We start from the raw sequence: 16,997 nt of genomic DNA, 5'->3' as shown, positions 1-16,997 counted from the left end.
TTGTGGACGTAAACAAACTATGACCGCGCTTCCCCGGCCTGACAACCCTGCGAAAGGAGGTCCAGACCACCTTTCACCCGGCCCGCGCGCTGCCCAGCCGCCGCGAATTCCAAACGCGACTCCCCCGGTCTTGCCCGCGGGTACCGGGTGCCGGGTACTTCCGGGCACACCCCTTGACGCCGCCGCGGACGGGCCGTGACAGTGGACGGCCTCGCAGGTCGTGGACGACCCCGCATCACCGGCTCATCCCCAGGAAGCGAGACTCCCATGCGCACCCTCCAGCGGCTGACGGCCGTGCTGGCGACGCTGCCCATCGTCCTGACCGCCGCCCCGGCGCACGCCGAAGCCGGGTGGACCACCGTGTTCCAGGACGACTTCGACGGCGCGGCCGGTACCGGCCTGAACACCCAGGACTGGCTCTACGACAAGGGAACCGGCTACCCGGGCGGCGCGGCGAACTGGGGCACCGGCGAGATCGAGACGGCCACCGACTCGACCGCCAACGTCTACCACGACGGCGCCGGGCACCTCGCGATCAAGCCGCTGCGCGACGCGAACGGCGCGTGGACCTCCGGCCGGATCGAAACCCAGCGCACCGACTTCGCCGCCCCTGAAGGCGGGCAACTCGAAATCAGCGCGACCCTCAAGCAGCCCTCACCCGAGCACGGCCTCGGCTACTGGCCCGCGTTCTGGGCGATGGGCGCCGACGCGCGCCCGGTCGGCGCGACGAACTGGCCGAGCATCGGCGAGCTCGACATCATGGAGGACGTCAACGCGCTGAGCAAGCACTCCACCACGTTCCACTGTGGACAATGGCAGGGCGAGTGCCACGACCCGGACGGCATAACGAGCGACCTGCAGGACTGCCCCGGCTGCCAGGACGGCTACCACACCTACTCGGTCGTGGTGGACCGCCGCGACCCCGCCGCCGAGGAGCTCCGCTTCGCCCTCGACGGCACGCAGACCTTCGCGGTGAAGCAGAACCAGGTCTCGGCCGAGACCTGGAAGGCCGCGGTCGACCACGGGTTCTTCGTCATCTTCGACGTCGCGATCGGCGGCTCCTACCCGAACAAGGTCTGTGGCTGCACCTCCCCCGGTGCCGACATCACGCCCGGCGCCGAGATGAGCATCGACTCGCTCTCGGTCAAGGTCAGCGACGCCTGACCGGTAGGCTGGCGCGATGAAGCACGCCGTCATCGCGTCACCGATCGGACCGCTGACCCTCGTCGGCGACGGCGAGGCGCTGGCCGGGCTCTACTTCGACGGCCACCTGCGGACACCTCGCCTGACCGACCTCGGTCCCCGGGACGACGACGCCTTCGAGGCCGCGAAAGCCCAGCTCGGTGAGTACTTCGCGGGCACGCGGCGCGAGTTCGACCTCGAGCTGGCGCCGCGCGGCTCGGCGTTCGAGAAGCAGGTGTGGGCGCTGCTGACGAAGATCCCGTACGGCGAGACCCGCACGTACGGGCAGCTGGCCGCCGAACTGGGCGACCCGGGTGCCGCGCAGGCCGTCGGGAACGCCAACGGCTGGAACCCGATCAGCATCGTCGTGCCCTGCCACCGGGTGGTCGGCACGAGCGGTGGCCTGACCGGGTACGCCGGTGGCCTCGCCCGCAAGCGGTTCCTCCTCAGCCTGGAAGAACCGCCCGCGGACGAGGTCGGCCGGTTGTTCTAGCCCGCCGAGCAGGTCACGGTGGGGTCGGTCAGGTTCCCGCCGTGCTGCACGGTGAAGCCGATGACGTTGCCGCTGCCGTTGGGCCGCGCGGTCAGCACGTACCCGGTGCTGTCCCACGTTCCGGTGTAGTTCCAGCTGCCGATGACCTGCTGCGGCGCGTGGAAGGTCACCGTGAGGACCCAGGTGTTCGAGCCCGACACCGTGATCTGGCCGTTGAAGCCGACGTTCCACTCAGCCGTCTTGAGGTAGGCCGCCGTGCAGCCGCCCGGCTGCGGGGTCGTGGTGGTCGTCGGCGGCGGCGTGGTCGAGGTGGTCGGGGTCGTGGTCGGCGGCGGCGTGGTCCCGCCGTTCAGCGCGTCGAGGACGGCCGTGTAGGCGGCCTTCTTCTGCCCGTTGCCGTCGAACAGCAGCGGCGTGCCCGACGCCCGCCACGAGTCGGTGTCCCGGATCCCCCACACGGTGATGCCGGTGCAGCGCGCCACCGCGAGGCAGGCCTGGGTGACCGTGCGGTAGTTGGTCGCCTGCGTGGTCCCTGACCCTTCGATGTCCAGCTCGGTGATTTGCACGTCCACGCCGAGGTTCGCGAAGTTCTGCAGCGTGGTCCGGTAGTTCGAGGGCACCGGGCTGTTGGCGTTGAAGTGCGACTGGAAGCCGACGCAGTCGATCGGCACGCCGCGGGACTTGAAGTCCTGCACCATCCGGTACACGGCCTGGGTCTTCGCCTGGTTCCAGTCGTCGGTGTTGTAGTCGTTGTAGCAGAGCTTGGCACCGGGGTCGGCCGCCCGCGCGGCGCGGAACGCCGCCTCGATCCAGTCGTCGCCGGTGCGCTGCAGGTTCGAGTCGCGGCGGGCGCCGGAACCGCCGTCGGCGAACGCCTCGTTCACGACGTCCCAGGCGTAGATCTTGCCCTGGTAGTGCCCCGCGACCTGGGTGACGTGGTTGAGCATCGCCGACCGCAGCGCGGCACCCTCCATGCCCTGCATCCAGCCGGGCTGCTGCTGGTGCCAGGCCAGCGTGTGCCCGCGCAGCCGGGCGCCCTGGCTCGTCGCCTGGTTGACGATCCGGTCGGCGCCGGAGTAGCTGAACTGGTTCTGGTTCGGCTCGGTGGCGTCGGGCTTCATCTCGTTCTCGGGCGTGATCATGGAGAACTCACGGCTGAGGATGCCGGTGTAGACGCTGTCCGACAGCTTGCCCGCCGAGACCGCGGTGCCGAAGTAGCGCCCGGTCCGGCTCGCCGCGTCGCCCAGCGTGGAGCCCGCGGGCGGCGTGGACGTCGACGTCGTGGGCGTGGTCGTCGACGTCCCGCCGCTGTTCAAGCCGAGGAACGCGATCGCGTACGCCACCATGCCGTTCTGCGGCAGCGAGTGCCCGGCGCCCTGGACGCTGATCCCCTCGACCGGCGCCTGCGCGCCCGTGCCGCCGTAGCGCGAGCGCGTCCAGCCGGACTGCGGCTGGTCCGAAGCCGACGGCGTCTGGCTCAGGCCGTGGAGGTTGGTCCACTGCTTGACCTCTTCGCCGAAGTTCGGGTAGCGCAGGGTGTCGTCGGCCGTGCCGTGCCACAGCTGCATCCGCGGGAACGGGCCGCTGCGGCCGCCGCTCATCTGCCGGGCCTGGTCACCCCACTGCTGCGCCGTCTTGACGAGCTGGCCGTTGGCGCACTGGCTGTTCCAGCTCGACCCGTCGGTGGTGGCGAAGCAGCCCGCCGGCACGCCCATGAACGCCGAACCGGCGGCGAAGACGTCCGGGTACTCGGCGGCGAGCACGTTCGTCATCATCGCGCCGGAGGAGAACCCGGTGACGAAGACGCGCGCGGGGTCGACGTTGTAGCGCTGCTTGGCGTAGTTGACCATCGACAGGATGCCGACCGGGTCGCTGCCGCCGCCGCGGGTGAGCGCCTGCGGCGAGGAGACGTCGAAGCACTGCCCGCTGCGGGTGGCTTCCGGGAACACGATGACGTAGCCGTACTGGTCGGCCGCGGTGACGTAATCGCGGGCGTAGCCGTTGAACACCGCCGACGCCGAACCGGTGCAGTAGTGGATCGCGACCAGCAGCGCCGGACGGGCGGCCACCCGGTCGGGGACGTAGGTGTACATGTTGAGGTTGCTGGGGTTGCTGCCGAAGTCGGTCACGCGGGTGAGCGTGGCCGCCGACGCGGGCTGCGCCGAAACCACCAGCACGACGGCGGCGGCGATCGACAGCACGGCGGCGAGGACGGCGGTGAAGAGTCTTCGCACTCGAGGAGATCCTTTCCGGGGACGGGGCGCAGCTGCGACGATCGTTCGTTCGCCACCCGGAGCCGGTCAACGATTATCGGAATGTTTCGCCGCCGCCCGGCTCCCGCCGAAGGTGGGTGCGGCGCGGCCACCCTCGGCCGCCGGATCCGGGTTAGCCTCGGATCATGGTCAGCGAGAACAAGCCGCTCGGGGAGTTCCTCCGGGCCCGCCGCGAACAGGTGGGCCCGGAGGAACTCGGCCTGCCCGCGGGCGGTCCACGCCGGGTCGCGGGCCTGCGCCGCGAAGAGGTCGCGCTGCTGGCCGGGGTCAGCACCGACTACTACATCCGGCTCGAGCAGGGCCGGGAGCGCAACCCGTCCGAGCAGGTCCTCGACGCGCTCGCGCACGGGCTGGCCCTCGACGAGGACGCCACCGCCCACCTGCACCGGCTGGCCAGGCCGGCGCCGAAACGCCGGCGTCGCCCGCGGCGGCGGGAGCGGGTCAGCCCGAACCTCCTGCGGCTGATGGACGGCTGGCCGGACACGCCGGCGCTCGTGCTCGGCCGCTGCCTCGACGTCCTCGCGCACAACGCGCTGGGCGAGGCACTGTTCGGCGGGCACACCCACAGCGGCGACCTCGTCCGGCTGGTGTTCCTCGACCCGGACGCGCGCGAGTTCTACCCGGACTGGGAGCGCGTCGCGGTGAACACCGTCGGCGGGCTGCGCGCGGCCGCGGGCCTCGACCCGGACGACCCCCAGCTGGTCGAGACGGTCGGTGAGCTGTCGGTCAAGAGCGCGGACTTCCGCCGGTTGTGGGCCCGCCACGACATCCGGCAGAAGACGCACGAGACCAAGCGGTTCCGCCACCCGCAGGTCGGCGAGCTGACGCTGACCTACGAGGCGCTGACCGTGAACAGCGCGCCCGGCCAGCAGCTGGTCGTCTACCAGGCCGAGCCCGGCAGTCCGTCCGAAGCCGCGCTGGCCCTGCTGGGCAGCATCGCCGCCAGCTGAAACCCGTTCCACCGTTTCCCTTGGAGGGACTACTTCGTCATGCCCGAAAACGCTGTCTGGTTCATCACCGGCTGTTCCTCCGGCCTCGGCCGCGCACTGGCCGAGACCGTGCTCGGCCGCGGGCACCGCGCGGTCGTCACGGCCCGCGATCCGGAGCGGGTCGCCGACCTCGTCGCGGACCACGGCGACCGCGCGCTGGCCCTGCCGCTCGACGTCACCGACCACGCGCAGGTCGCCGACGCCGTGAAGCGGGCCGAAGCCGCGTTCGGCCGGATCGACGTCCTGGTCAACAACGCCGGTTACGGCTACCTCGCCGCGGTCGAAGAAGGCGAGGACGACGCGGTCCGGAAGCTGTTCAACACCAACGTGTTCGGCCTCGCCGACGTCACGCGGGCGGTTCTGCCGGGCATGCGGGCCCGGCACGCCGGGCACGTCGTGAACGTCTCGTCGCTCGGCGGGCTCGCCGCGTTCGGGGCCACCGGCTACTACCACGCGACGAAGTTCGCCGTGGAAGGCCTGTCCGAGTCGCTGGCCGCGGAAGTGGCCCCGCTCGGCATCAAGGTGACGATCGTGGAGCCCGCCGCCTTCCGCACCGAGTGGTCCGGCCCGTCGATGCGCCAGTCGGCGATCCGCATCGACGACTACGCCGAGACCGCGGGCGCCCGCCGCGCGGCGACCACGGCCACCTACGGCCACCAGCCGGGCGACCCGGTGCGCGCGGCCGAGGCGATCCTCGCCGCGGTGGCCGCCGACGAGCCACCCTTGCGGCTGCTGCTCGGCAAAGCCGCCTACGACATCGCCTCCGCCCGCCTCGATTCCCTCAAGTCCACATTCGACACTTGGCGCGAGATCACTCTCGGCGCCGACTTCCCCGGGAAGGAAACCCCGTGAAGACCGTCCTCATCACCGGTGCCAGCAGCGGCATCGGACACGCCACCGCCCTGCGGCTGGCCCGCGAAGGCCACCACGTCGTGCTCGGCGCCCGCCGCGAAGACCGGCTGACCGCGCTGGCCAAGCAGATCCACGACGCCGGTGGCACCGCCGACGTGCACCGCCTCGACGTCACCGACCGCGCGGACGTCGCCGCGTTCGCCGACGCCGCCGTGGCCGCGCACGGCAGGGTCGACGTGTTCGTCGCCAACGCGGGCGTGATGCCGTTGTCCCGACTGGACTCCCTGCACGTCGAGGAGTGGGACCGGATGATCGACGTGAACGTCCGCGGCCTGCTGCACGGGATCGCGGCGGTCCTGCCGCACTTCCGGCGGCAGGGCGGCGGGCACTTCGTGACGATCGCCTCCACCGGCGCGCACGAGGTGGTCCCCACCGCGGCTGTCTACTGTGGAACGAAGTACGCGGCGCGCGCCATCACCGAAGGCCTGCGGCTCGAAGCCGAGCCCGGCATCCGCGTCACGACCGTCTCGCCCGGGGTCGTCGAATCCGAACTGGCCGACAGCATCACGGAAGCGGGCGCGAAGGAGGCGATGCGCACCTACCGCGCGGTGACGATGCCGGCGGACACCATCGCCGGGGCGGTCTCCTACGCGATCGGGCAGCCGGAAGACGTCGACGTCAACGAGATCGTCGTGCGGCCGACCGCGCAGCGCTGACGGCTCAGCGCTCCAGTTCGGCGATGACGCGCGGGATCTCCGCCACCAGCTCGCGGGCCAGCAGGCCGGTGCGGCCGGTGTCGGGGATCAGCCGCTGGCCGGCCACGGCGTGGACGTGCGTCGCCCAGCGGGCGGCCTGGTCGTTGTCGGCGCCGCGGGCGAGGAAGCCGCCGGTCAGCCCGGCCAGGACGTCGCCGCTGCCGGACGTCGCCAGGCCGACGTGGCCGCTGCCGTCGCGCCAGGTGCGGCCGCCCGGCTCGGCGACCACGCCCATGAGCAGCACCACACCCCGGTAGCGGGCGGCGATCCGGACCGCCGTCTCGAGGTCGTCGACGTCCTTTTCTTCGCAGCCGTCGAGGAAAGCGGCTTCGGTGCGGTTCGGCGTGAGCAGCAGCCGTCCGGCCAGCGGTTCGGCCAGTTCCGGGTCCCGGCTCAGCGCGCCGAGCGCGAACGCGTCGAGCACCACCCGCGCGTCCTCCGCGATGGCGGGGATCAGGCGCCGCAGCAGGGCTTCGGTCTCTTCGGCGCCGGTGAGGCCGGGGCCGACGACGACGGTGCCCGCCCCGGGCAGCACGTCGGCCAGCCGGTCGACGGCCTCGGCGGCGATCGCGCCGGACGCCGTCTCCGGCAGCCCGAACACCGACGACTCCGGCACCGACACCCCGAGCGCGGACGCGTGCCGCTCGGCGACCGCCAGCTGCAGCGTGCCCGCCCCGGCGCGCAAGGCGGCGGTCCCGGACAGGGCCGGCGCCCCCGGCACGGTCCGGGCGCCGCCGACGACGAGCACGGTGCCGCGGTCCTCGGTGCCGATCAGCCCGGCCCGCAGCAGGGCCGGGCTGATCGGCACCGGGTCAGGAGAGCTGTTCCGCGGCATCGTCGTCCGCCGTCGGCGGGGTCGCGGTGGCGTGCAGGTGCCCGACCTCCTGGGCCAGCACCATGGTGAACCCGCCGTCGTGGTCGCGTTCCCACGCCGTCACCGAGCCGTTCGGGACCTCCGTGGCGCCGGCCGCGCGCAGCAGATCGGGTTCGGGAAGTCCTTCGAGGAGATAGCGCAAGGCGAAAACAGTCATCTCGTGGGCGGACAGCAGCACGCGTGCCCCGGGCCGCTGCGCGCTCAGCTCGGCCAGCAGCGAGCGCAGCCGCAGCACGACGTCGGCCCAGGACTCGCCGCCCGGCGGCCGGTAGTAGAACTTTCCCAGCCGCCGCTTGCGCCGCAGCTCGTCGGGCCACCGCTCGCGGACGCCGTGCGAGGTGAGCAGGTCGAGCACGCCGAGCTCGCGGTCGCGCAGCCGTTCGTCGGCCACGATCGCGACGCCGTCCGGCGCCGCCAGCCGGGCGGTGTCCCACGCCCGGCGGTAGGTCGAGGTGACCACGACGTCCGGTGGCCGGTCGGCGAAGAGCTCCCCCGCGGCCTTCGCCTGCTCCTCCCCCAGTTCGGTGAGCGGCACGTCGGCGTCGCGTTCGGCGATGTCGATCACATCCGCCCCCGCCGACTCCGCTTCCTCCCGCGCCACGTTTCCGGTGCTCTGGCCGTGCCGCAGGACGGCCACCCACTCCAAGTCGACGCTCACGCCCGCCTGGTACCCGCGCGGACCCGCCCGCGAAACCCGGGATGGTCGGCCGCGCGGAAGGGCTACGGCTAGATTCTGTCTATGTCGCGGAGTCTCGACGCCCAGGAGCGGCTGCAGCTGCTGGAAACGATCATCGGTGCCCCGGCGGGCCACCTCGCCCTCACCGACGTGCTCAAGGAGGTCCTGCACCGGCTGCGCGAGGTGTTGAAGGTCGACACGGCGACCGTGCTGCGGTACCAGCCGGGCGCGCACCAGCTCGTGGCCGCCGCGGCGGCCGGCATCGAGGAAGAGGTGCACCAGGGCGTCCGCGTCCCGGTCGGCCGGGGGTTCGCCGGCCGCGTGGCCAACGAACGGCAGCCGGTCTTCCTCGACCACGTGGACGAGAGCACCGTCGTGAACGCGCTGCTCTGGGAGCGGGGCCTGCACGCCCTGCTCGGCGTGCCCATGGTCGCCGGCCAGGACCTGGTCGGCGTGCTGCACGTCGGCTCGGTCGCCCCGCGCCAGTTCTCCGACGACGAGGTCCGCACGCTCCAGCTGCTCGCCGACCGCCTCGCCATGGCGATCCAGGTGGAGGCGCTGGAGGAGAACCGCACGGCCACCATGGCGCTGCAGCGCAGCCTGCTGCCGGGCCGCTTGCCGGAGGTCAGCGGACTCGGCCTCGCCGCCCGGTACGTGCCCGGCGCCGAAACCGGCCTCGGCGGCGACTGGTACGACCTGTTCGTGCTGCCGGGCGACCGGCTGGGCGTGGTGATGGGCGACGTCTCCGGCCACGGCCTCGACGCGGCGGTGATCATGGGACGGCTGCGCAGCGCCCTGCGCGCCTACGCGCTCGACTGCGAAAGCCCCGCCGAGGTGCTCGGCAAGCTCGACCGCAAGGCCAACCACTTCGAGCACGGCGCGATGGCCACGGTCGCCTACGGCGTGATCGGCCCGGACCGCGACTCGATGACGCTCTCCCTCGCCGGGCACCTGCCCCCGGTGCTGGCCCGGCCGGGCGAACCCTCCCGGCTGGTGGAAGCACAGCCGGATCCGCCGATCGGGCTCACGATCGGGGCGCCCGAGCGGCGCACCACCACGGTCGACCTGTCGCCGGGCACGGTGCTGGCGCTCTACACGGACGGGCTCGTCGAGCGGCGGGACCGGCCGGTGGACGCCGGGATGACCCTGCTGACGGAAGCCGTGCGGGCCGAGGACCCGGAACGGCTCTGCGCGCGCCTGATGGCCACGATGATCGGCAACCGGCCGGCCCAGGACGACGTCGCCCTGCTCGCCATCCGGCGCGAGCCGGTCCCGGCCGGCGGCTGACCGGCCGGGACGTGGGTCACGACGCGGCGAGCGCCGCTTCTCGGGTCGGGAACAGCGACAGGCTCTCTTCGAGCCCGGTCAGCTGGATCGGGCGCAGGGTCGCCCGGCCGGACGCGACGATCCGCACCGCGGTGCCGGTGCCGGCGTTGCGGTGGATGGTGAGCAGCGCGGTCAGCCCGGGCGAGGCGAGGAACTCGACGCGCGTCAGGTCGACCACGAGCACCGGCGGCCCGGCCGCGAGCGCGTCGTCCGCGGCCTGGACCACGGCCGGGGCGGTGGTGGTGTCCACGTCGCCGGCGACCTCCACGACGACGGCGCCGTCCTGCTGCGAACGGGCGATCCGGAATTCGGCGAACGGCACAGCGGTGGTCGAGACTTCGGAGTGGGCTGGTTCGGTCATGGCGATTTCTCCCCGCCTTCGAGGGCACCGGCGGGGAGTTCCCGGGCGCGCACGGTCACGAAGGCTGTTTGCTCAACCAGCACCCATCATGCCCGCCCCGGCATCGGGCCGCCGTGTCAGGCCCTGTTCCGTTTTGCGCGTCGCCCGGGAACAGGCAGGATGAGCGCCATGGCCGAGATGGAAGCGGCCCCGGCGTCGTTCCACCGGCGCACCGTGGCGGTGGCCGACCGGCTGCCGGAGCTGCGCCGGGCGCTCGGGCGGTGGCTGGGCGCGCTCGGCCTGAGCCCCGAGCGGCAGGACGACGTCGTCCTCGCCGGGTACGAGGCGATGGCCAACTCCGCCGAGCACGCCTACCGGGACCGGGAAGCGGGCCCGATCGACGTCCGGGCCGAGTCGCTGAACGGGCGGCTGACGGTCACAGTCACCGACTACGGCAGCTGGCGCCCGCCCGCGGCGGCGGACGGGCTGCGCGGCCGCGGACTCCAGCTCATCGACACCCTCGCCGACCACAGCGCGCGGGTGCACCGCGAAGACGGCACGACGGTCACGATGACCTGGCTCGCCTGAACCGACGGTTGGCGCGCGTCACACCGGGTATGCGCACCGCAGCGACGGTCGCGGGGTGGGTTGTGCCGCCGGTCGTCGTGAGGTGGTTCCCGGCGCCAACCCACGACGTTCAGCAGCGAGCGCCGGGCCGGAGCCACCGCCCCCTTTCCGGGTGTTGCGGTGGTCGCCCCGCACACGGGTATCGTTCTCGGAGTTCCGTTGAAGCCGCAGCGGTTCACAGACCGCAGCGATCCGGGACGGAGACGACCGAGTGACCGGTGAACCGATCCCGCCCGAGCACCTCGACGAGCTGACCGCCGCGATGGCGGACCTCACGAGCGTTCTGGACGCCGAGCCCGGCGAGGCCGAGATCCTCGACGCCGTGTGCGCCGAGGCCGTCCGGGTGATCCCCGGTGCCGACATGGCCAGCATCACGGCGATCCGCGACGGCGAGCCGACGACCGCGGCCTTCACCGACGACCGCGCCGTCGAGATCGACCGCGTCCAGTACGCGGCCGGCGAGGGTCCCTGCCTGCGCGCGGCGGAGACCGGCGAAGTGGTCCGGCTGCCGCTGGCCACGGCCGGGGCGGTGTGGCCGGAGTTCACCGGCCACGCGCGCCGCCTCGGCGTCGGCAGCTACCTCGCGGCGCCGCTGCGCGTCGACGACCGGCTCGCGGGCGCGCTCAACCTCTTCGGCTACGGCGACCACGGGTTCGCCGAGACCGATTCGCGGCTGCTGCGGCTGTACACGACGATCGTTTCGTTCGGGCTGCGCACCACGCGCCGCTACCACCAGGCCCGGCAACGGGCGGGCGACCTCGAGACGGCGATGCGGTCGCGGGCGGTGATCGAGCAGGCCAAGGGCATCCTGATGGCCGTGCACCGGATCTCCGCCGAAGACGCGATGAAACGCCTGATCGCGGAGTCGCAGCACACGAACGTCAAGCTCCGGGACGTCGCGGCGCGGTTCGTCGCGGAGCTCTCGACGACGGACGCCCGCGCCTGAGGCTCAGGCGGTGTGCCGCGCCGGGAACGGCCAGGTCAGCGTGATGACCGTGCCGTCGTCGGTCGAGCGGAGGTCGAGCCCGTCGACCAGTGCCTGGATCAGGCGCAGGCCGCGGCCGCCGTCGGCCCGCTCGGTCAGCGACGCCCAGCGGCCCTGGTCGGCGACGGTGACGATCAGCACGTCCTCGTCGACGCGGGCCCGGACGTCGATCAGCCCCGGCCGGCCCCGGTAGGCGTGGTCGAGCACGTTGGCCATGGCTTCCCAGCAGGCCAGGACGACGTCGTCGGCCTGCCGCCCGACCTCGTCGCCGGCCCGGCGACGCAACCAGGACACCAGGTGACGGCGCAGGCTGGGCAGCGTCCGCGGGGATATCGTGCCGCGGTAGCGCCACCCGTCCGATCCGTGCTCTTCCACGTTCACCTCCTCGGGGGGTTGCCGGTTTGCTACCCACCGGTCGGGTTTCTCAATCACCGGTGCTTCCGTTCGGACCTGTCGCGCGGGCGAGGGCCGTGATCGGATGTGCGGATGACTCGGTCGACGTGGTCCGTGGTGCTCGGCGCGGTGCTGGCCGCGGCCCTCCTGCCCGCCCCGGCGGCCACCGCCGCACCCGCGCCCGGACCGGGTGCGGTCTCGCACTTCGGCCTGGCGCGCAAGGACTGCCTCGGCACCGCACGGAACACCACCAGCAAGGCGTGGTTCACGGTGGCGGGTGGCGTGCTGTCGGACGTCTACGCGCCGGTGATCGACAACACGAACGTCGAGACGCTGCAGTTCGCCGTCACCGACGGGCGCACGTTCACCGACCTGCAGGCGCGCGACATGACCTACACGGTCCGCACGAGCGCGGGCGGGATGGCCTGCGAGGTGACGTCGACCCCGCGCAGCGGCGCCTACCGGCTGGTCACCGAGTACCTGGCCGACCCGGCGCGCACCGGCGTCCTGATCCGGACGCGGCTGGAGCCGTTGCGGGGTTCGGGCCGGGACCTGCAGGTCTACGTGCGGTTCGACGCGAGCGTCAACGGCAACGGCGGGGGCGGCCCGGCCAACGGCGGCGGGGACACGGCGTCGGTGGACGCGGCGACGTCCGCACTGGTCAGCGCCGACGCGAACACCGTCTCCAGCGCGCCGGCCCGCGACTACGGCACCCCGCTCGCCGCGGCGCTGCGCGCGGACCGGCGGTTCCTCGTCACCTCCAGCGGCTTCGCCGGCACCGACGGCGATGGTCTGGCCCAGCTGGACCGCGACCACCGGCTCACCGACACCACGCCGACCGCCGTGAACGGCAACGTCGTCCAGACCGCGCGGCTGGACCTCGAGCCGCGCCGCCCGGCGGTGCTGGCGCTCGGGTTCGGCGCCGACGCGCGGGCGGCCGTCGCGACGGCGGGCGCGAGCCTGCGCACGCCGTTCGACCAGAGCTACCGCCAGTACGCGCGCGAGTGGCGTGCCTACGACGACTCGCTGATCCCGGTGCGGGGCAAGGACTCCGACGCCTACTTCCAGTCGGTCAACGTGCTGAAAGCCAGTGAGGACAAGACGTTCCCCGGCGCGGTCGTGGCTTCGCTCGGCAGTCCCTGGGGCCAGGCGGTCTCGGCGGGGGACGCACCCGGCGGCAAGCCGGTGTACTTCGGTTCCTACCGCGAAATCTTCGCGCGCGACCTCTACGAAAGCTTCTCCGGCCTGCTGGCCGCGGGCGACCGCGAAACCGCGCGGGCCAGCGTGCGCTGGCTGTTCTCCCGCCAGCAGCAGCCGGACGGGCGGTTCCCGCGGAATTCACTGCTCAACGGCAAGAAGGCGCCCGACTCCGGCGGCGACCAGCTCGACGAGAGCGCGTACCCGATCCTGATGGCGCTGCAGGCCGGTCTCGACCGCGACCGGACGCTCTACACGGACCACATCCGCGCGGCGGCGGACTTCGTCGTCGCGCACGGCCCCGCGTTCGGCTCGGAGCGCTGGGAAGAACAGGGCGGCTACTCGCCTTCGACGATCGCCGCCGAGATCGCCGGGCTCGTCGCGGCCGGCGTGATCGCCGACCGCAACGGCGACCCGGCGCGCGCCCGCGTCTACCGGGCCACCGCGGACCACTTCCAGCGCAGCGTCAAGGGCTGGACCGTGACGGCGAACGGGCCCTACGGCGGCCGGTACTTCCTGCGGCTGACCAAGAACGGCGACCCGAACTCGGAGTGGATCTACAACCTCGGGAACGGCTCGGTCGACGCCGACCAGCGCGCCGTCGTCGACGCCGGGTTCCTCGAGCTGCCCCGCCTCGGCGTGCTGCCCGCGGACGACCCCGACGTCGCCGCGTCGCTCGCCGTCGTCGACCGCGTGATCAAGCGGGACACCCCGGCCGGGCCGGGCTGGTACCGCTACGGGACTTCGGCGCCGGGCAGCGAAGACGGCTACGGCGACTGCTACGAACCGGACCCGACGAACTGCGGCCCGACCGGGGCACCGTGGCCGTCGACGAACACCGGGTCGGGACACCTGTGGCCGGTGCTCGCGGGCGAACGCGGCGAGCACGCCGTGCAGACCGGCGACCGGGCGGGCGCGGCCGCGCTGCTGCGCGCGATGCGGGCGCAGACCGGCGGCACCGGGCTGATCCCGGAGCAGATCTGGGAAAACCCCGCGCTGCCCGCGTCGCCGTACGGCAGCGACCCGCGGACGGCGTCGATCGGCTTCACGCCGGGGCAGTCCGTGGGCTCGGTGGCGCCGCTGAGCTGGGCGCAGTCGCAGTCGGTGCGGCTGGCCAGGGCCCTCGACGACGGGAAGCTGCCCGAGCAGCCTGCCGACGTCCGCGCCCGGTACGTCACGCACGCGCCGCCCGCGGCACTGGCGGTGACGCTCGACGCGCCCGCGTCGCTGTCCACCGCGACCGCCGAGGTCACCGGCACCGCGCCGGCGGGCAGCCGGGTCGACCTGGCCGTGTCGGCCACCGACGCCGGGACGACGTCAGTGCTTTCGGTGCGGGCTTCGGCGGACGGGACGTTCCGCGCGACGGTGCCGACGCCGCTCGGCGCGAACGTCGTCACGGCGGCCGCGACCGGGGCGGGCACCGGGTACGCGCAGAAGACGATCAGCTCGGACTTCGTCACCGGCACGGTGCTGCTCGACACGACCGACCCGGACGGCGACGACAACGGCCCGGGCACGTTCACCTACCCGACGGCGGGCGACTTCCACGCGGGAGCGTTCGACCTGCAGCGGTTCCAGGTCATCGACTCGGGCGCGAACCTGGTGTTCCGGGCGCAGATCCGGGGCCTGTCATCGACGTTCGGCTCCCCGCTGGGTGCGCAGCTGCTGACGATCTACGCGCACGACCCCGCCGCGACGGCGACGTCGACCGCGGCGACGTTCCCGAGCCGGGCGTACACGATCGCGCCGCAGGACGCGTGGAGCCGTCGCCTCGAGGTACAGGGCTTCGCCGACCCGGCGCTCGTCGACGCTTCGGGTGCCTCGCTCGCGACGCCGTCAGTGCAGGCTTCGCAGGCGACGCGGTACATCACCGTGAGCGTGGCGAAGTCCGCGTTCGGGACGCCGGGGCCGGGCTGGACGTTCGCCGTGGTCCTGACCGGGCAGGACGGCAACTCGCCCGACCAGGCGAGGCCGTTCACGCCGACCGCCGGGCCCTACACGTTCGGGCTGTGCGCGGCCGGGGGCACTTCCCCGATCTGCGCGGTGGATCCGGCGACGGCACCCAAGGCGTTCGACGTGCTCACCCCGGCCGGGGTGGACCAGAAAACGGAACTGGACCCGACCCGTGGCCCCGTCGCGGTCCGCGGGGTGGGCGTCTCGTAGACGTTTCAAGATCACCCAGGGTTGCTTTCGTGCGGGCAATCGCACTTCGGAGCTAACCTGATCGGGTCGTGGGCATCTTTCTGTGTGTACGCGGATTCCGGTGGAGAACTCACCGGAATCCCCACACGGGAAGGGGTTCGCTCATGTCTGTTCGTCCGCACGTCCGCCGCACGGTGGTGGCGCTGGCGGTGACCGGCGCCGCCGCGACGGCGGTCGTCGCCGCGGCCGGGACCGCGTCGGCGATGCCGACCGACTTCGCCTGCACCGCTTCGCAGGTCGACACGACGCTCGTGGCCGGGTCGCCGGGCGCGGGCCAGCGCTACGCGTCGGTCCAGTTCACCGCGAAGCCCGGCGAGACCTGCACGCTGCAGGGCGCGTTGCCGGTCGCGCTGACGGGGGCCGAGGGCATCACGGTGACGCCGGACCCGGCCGCCGCCGACGCCCCGCGGGTCACGGTCACCGACGGCGCGCCCGCGTCGATGCTGCTGCACTGGACCGGCATCGAGGCACCGGAGCACCAGGTCGAGCCGGCGACCGTCACGGTGACCGCACCGCAGACGACGACGCCGCGCGGCGAGACCAGCGACCCGGCGATCACGCTGCCGTGGAACCAGGGCCCGCTCGACGGCTCCGCCGAGGCGCACGAGCTGTTCGTCGGCGCGGTGACCGCGGGACCCGCGCGGTACTGACGTCCACAGTGGACCCAGCGCGCTGAAGGGGACGTTCGTCTCATCTGATGCGGTGAAGGGCCCTTTCCTGTCATGTGACGCGAGGAAAGGACCCTTCAGCCCACGCGACCGGGGTGGCGGCGGCTCAGCGCGGCAGGCCCGCGTTGAGCCGCGCCAGTATCCCGTGCGGGAACGGCAACGGGGGTGCGCTGACCTCGGTCAGCCGATCGAGCTGCGCCTCCGTGAGATCGAGCGCCAGTGCGCCGAGTGTCTCGGTCAGCTGCTCCGGCGTCCGCGCGCCGACCAGCGGGGCGGGCATCGACGGACGGCGCGTCACCCAGTGCAGCGCCACCTGCGCCGGGGTCGCCCCCACCTCGGCCGCGACCTCGCGGACCGCGTCCAGGACCGCCCACCGGGTCTCGGGCTGAGCGCGGAAGGCCGCGGCGTCGGGGCCCGCGAGCCGTCCGGTGCCCGCGCCGTCACGGGTGTACTTGCCCGTCAGGAAACCGCCGCCGAGGGCGCCCCACGGCTGGACCGCGATGCCGAACTCCCGCGCCAGGGGCACGAACTCGGCTTCGATCGCGCGCTCGACCAGTGAGTACTCCAGCTGCAACGCCGTCACCGGCGGGCCGCCGAGCATCGCGGCCTTCGTCGCGTACCAGGCCGGGACGTCGCTCAGGCCGACGGCGCGGATCTTCCCGGCGCGGAGCAGGTCGCCGAACGCGGCCATGACCTCTTCGGCCGGGGTGAAGCCGTCCCAGATGTGCAGCCAGTACAGGTCGACGTGGTCGACGCGCAGCCGCCGCAGCGACGCCTCCAGGGACGCGACCATGTTCTTGCGCCCGTTGCTGCGGCGGCCGGGGTCCGACTTCGGCCGCCTGTCGCTGAAGTCGGGCCCGGAGTACTTGGTGGCGAGCACGACGTCGTCGCGGTCGACGTCGCGGAGGAACTCGCCGACCAGCTCTTCGCTGCGGCCGCCGCTGTAGTTGTTCGCCGTGTCGACGAAGTTGCCGCCGCGCTCGACGTAGGCGCGGAAGATCCGGCGGGACGTGTCGTCGTCGGCGCAGAAGGATCCGGTGCCGAAGGTCATCGCGCCGAGCGCCAGCGGGGACACGCGCAGCCCGGAGCGGCCCAGCGGCCGGTGGTCGTCCAGTTCGGTCATGACCCGATCGTGCAACCCGGAGCGCGGTCCGGGTCAAACCCG

General features: G+C 72.9%; 16 protein-coding genes. 10 read left to right on the top strand and 6 right to left on the bottom strand.

Translation table 11 applies throughout. The features are described 5' to 3' along the window. Nucleotides 1–267: 267 nt before the first annotated feature. Nucleotides 268–1,164 carry a glycoside hydrolase family 16 protein gene (locus QP939_RS33370; protein ID WP_285450224.1) on the top strand — a complete coding sequence of 299 codons (897 nt, stop codon included), beginning with the start codon at nucleotides 268–270 and terminating at the stop codon, nucleotides 1,162–1,164. Nucleotides 1,165–1,180: 16 nt separating this feature from the next. Next, on the top strand, nucleotides 1,181–1,675 hold the full coding sequence (locus tag QP939_RS33365) for a methylated-DNA--[protein]-cysteine S-methyltransferase (RefSeq protein WP_285450223.1): 495 nt from the start codon (nucleotides 1,181–1,183) through the stop codon (nucleotides 1,673–1,675). Here QP939_RS33365 and QP939_RS33360 read toward each other — a convergent pair. Beyond that, nucleotides 1,672–3,909, bottom strand: coding sequence for an extracellular catalytic domain type 1 short-chain-length polyhydroxyalkanoate depolymerase (locus QP939_RS33360; protein ID WP_285450222.1), 2,238 nt, complete (start codon nucleotides 3,907–3,909; stop codon nucleotides 1,672–1,674). The two genes, QP939_RS33365 and QP939_RS33360, sit on opposite strands and share 4 nt — an antisense overlap. Nucleotides 3,910–4,073: 164 nt before the next feature. Between QP939_RS33360 and QP939_RS33355 the strand changes: the two genes are divergently transcribed. The 3 genes from QP939_RS33355 to QP939_RS33345 are packed head-to-tail and all read left to right on the top strand — an operon-like array spanning nucleotide 4,074 to nucleotide 6,505. Continuing rightward, a complete protein-coding gene (locus QP939_RS33355; protein ID WP_285450221.1) occupies nucleotides 4,074–4,898 on the top strand; it encodes a helix-turn-helix transcriptional regulator in 825 nt (274 codons plus the stop codon). Nucleotides 4,899–4,937: 39 nt separating this feature from the next. Further along, on the top strand, nucleotides 4,938–5,789 hold the full coding sequence (locus QP939_RS33350) for an oxidoreductase (RefSeq protein ID WP_285450219.1): 852 nt from the start codon (nucleotides 4,938–4,940) through the stop codon (nucleotides 5,787–5,789). Next, nucleotides 5,786–6,505 carry an SDR family oxidoreductase gene (locus QP939_RS33345; protein WP_285450217.1) on the top strand — a complete coding sequence of 240 codons (720 nt, stop codon included), beginning with the start codon at nucleotides 5,786–5,788 and terminating at the stop codon, nucleotides 6,503–6,505. The genes QP939_RS33350 and QP939_RS33345 overlap by 4 nt, the downstream gene beginning before the upstream one ends. Nucleotides 6,506–6,509: 4 nt before the next feature. On the opposite strand, the gene QP939_RS33340 is transcribed toward QP939_RS33345, so the two are convergent. Together QP939_RS33340 and QP939_RS33335 are read right to left on the bottom strand one after the other, a co-directional pair. Beyond that, nucleotides 6,510–7,352, bottom strand: coding sequence for an NAD(P)H-hydrate dehydratase (locus QP939_RS33340; protein ID WP_285450216.1), 843 nt, complete (start codon nucleotides 7,350–7,352; stop codon nucleotides 6,510–6,512). 4 nt (nucleotides 7,353–7,356) lie between these two features. Further along, nucleotides 7,357–8,076 (bottom strand): histidine phosphatase family protein, encoded by a 720-nt coding sequence (locus tag QP939_RS33335; protein ID WP_285450214.1) that lies wholly within the window; start codon nucleotides 8,074–8,076, stop codon nucleotides 7,357–7,359. Nucleotides 8,077–8,157: 81 nt separating this feature from the next. Between QP939_RS33335 and QP939_RS33330 the strand changes: the two genes are divergently transcribed. Continuing rightward, the gene (locus tag QP939_RS33330; RefSeq protein ID WP_285450213.1) at nucleotides 8,158–9,381 is read left to right on the top strand and encodes a PP2C family protein-serine/threonine phosphatase; all 1,224 of its coding nucleotides are present in this window, start codon (nucleotides 8,158–8,160) and stop codon (nucleotides 9,379–9,381) included. 16 nt (nucleotides 9,382–9,397) lie between these two features. Here the strand turns inward: QP939_RS33330 and QP939_RS33325 are convergent, their stop codons facing one another. Then, nucleotides 9,398–9,781 (bottom strand): STAS domain-containing protein, encoded by a 384-nt coding sequence (locus QP939_RS33325; protein ID WP_285450212.1) that lies wholly within the window; start codon nucleotides 9,779–9,781, stop codon nucleotides 9,398–9,400. A 168-nt stretch (nucleotides 9,782–9,949) separates the two neighbouring features. Here QP939_RS33325 and QP939_RS33320 point away from each other — a divergent pair, with 168 nt between their 5' ends. Beyond that, the gene (locus QP939_RS33320; RefSeq protein ID WP_285450211.1) at nucleotides 9,950–10,348 is read left to right on the top strand and encodes an ATP-binding protein; all 399 of its coding nucleotides are present in this window, start codon (nucleotides 9,950–9,952) and stop codon (nucleotides 10,346–10,348) included. A 250-nt stretch (nucleotides 10,349–10,598) separates the two neighbouring features. Next, entirely contained in the window at nucleotides 10,599–11,333 is a 735-nt protein-coding gene (locus QP939_RS33315; protein WP_285450210.1) for a GAF and ANTAR domain-containing protein, read from the top strand. A 3-nt stretch (nucleotides 11,334–11,336) separates the two neighbouring features. Here QP939_RS33315 and QP939_RS33310 read toward each other — a convergent pair whose 3' ends face one another. Continuing rightward, on the bottom strand, nucleotides 11,337–11,747 hold the full coding sequence (locus QP939_RS33310; protein WP_285450208.1) for an ATP-binding protein: 411 nt from the start codon (nucleotides 11,745–11,747) through the stop codon (nucleotides 11,337–11,339). 111 nt (nucleotides 11,748–11,858) lie between these two features. On the opposite strand from QP939_RS33310, the gene QP939_RS33305 reads away from it, so the two are divergent. Then, nucleotides 11,859–15,125: a glucodextranase DOMON-like domain-containing protein gene (locus QP939_RS33305; protein WP_285450207.1), complete on the top strand. Its 3,267-nt coding sequence runs from the start codon at nucleotides 11,859–11,861 to the stop codon at nucleotides 15,123–15,125. A gap of 143 nt (nucleotides 15,126–15,268) precedes the next feature. Next, nucleotides 15,269–15,814: a DUF4232 domain-containing protein gene (locus tag QP939_RS33300; RefSeq protein ID WP_285450206.1), complete on the top strand. Its 546-nt coding sequence runs from the start codon at nucleotides 15,269–15,271 to the stop codon at nucleotides 15,812–15,814. 124 nt (nucleotides 15,815–15,938) lie between these two features. On the opposite strand, the gene QP939_RS33295 is transcribed toward QP939_RS33300, so the two are convergent. Beyond that, nucleotides 15,939–16,955, bottom strand: coding sequence for an aldo/keto reductase (locus QP939_RS33295; protein WP_285450205.1), 1,017 nt, complete (start codon nucleotides 16,953–16,955; stop codon nucleotides 15,939–15,941). Nucleotides 16,956–16,997: the final 42 nt, after the last annotated feature.

Source organism: Amycolatopsis nalaikhensis (assembly GCF_030264295.1).
GTDB classification, from domain to species: domain Bacteria; phylum Actinomycetota; class Actinomycetes; order Mycobacteriales; family Pseudonocardiaceae; genus Amycolatopsis; species Amycolatopsis nalaikhensis.
This window is presented reverse-complemented; position numbering and strand designations above follow the sequence as displayed.